This is a genomic window from Streptomyces actuosus (assembly GCF_016921115.1).
GTDB lineage: Bacteria > Actinomycetota > Actinomycetes > Streptomycetales > Streptomycetaceae > Streptomyces > Streptomyces actuosus_A.
Window position 1 is genome coordinate 1 of record NZ_JAFFZS010000258.1, and the last position, 403, is coordinate 403.

A 403-nucleotide genomic window follows, 5' to 3' on the forward strand; every position below is an offset into this window, starting at 1 on the left:
GTGTATGCGAGACAGGTTACTGGTGATAGGGATCCCTGCGATCCCATCTCAAGGGAATTCCTGGGTAATGCTTCGGAAGTCTCCACTGAGTTCATGAAGGCCGTCGCGATGCTGGCTGCTTTTCGCCCATACTGGCTAGCAGCTGTTCTGTGCTGTGGCGGTGCGGTTATCATGGCGGCGTGTATGGTTGCTACTGCTTCGCTTGTCAAGGCACATCCCCCTCCTCCGGTCTCTGCAGAGTCAGATCAAGACAGCAGTATACCTGGCGCTGCAATCGCAACTGTCCTCCTCATCTACCTCAATATAACCGCCTTCAACCTGTCCTGGGGCCCGCTGCCCTGGCCATGCATCTCGGAGATCTTCCCCACGCGCATCCGCGAGCCTGGAGTGGCGCTGGGTGTCG

At 57.8% G+C, this 403-nt stretch carries 1 protein-coding gene; it reads left to right on the top strand.

The window, feature by feature from the left end:
* Positions 1 to 93: 93 nt before the first annotated feature.
* Positions 94 to 403: MFS transporter (locus JS756_RS36290; protein ID WP_205387519.1), on the top strand; the 310-nt coding region annotated here is incomplete at its 3' end.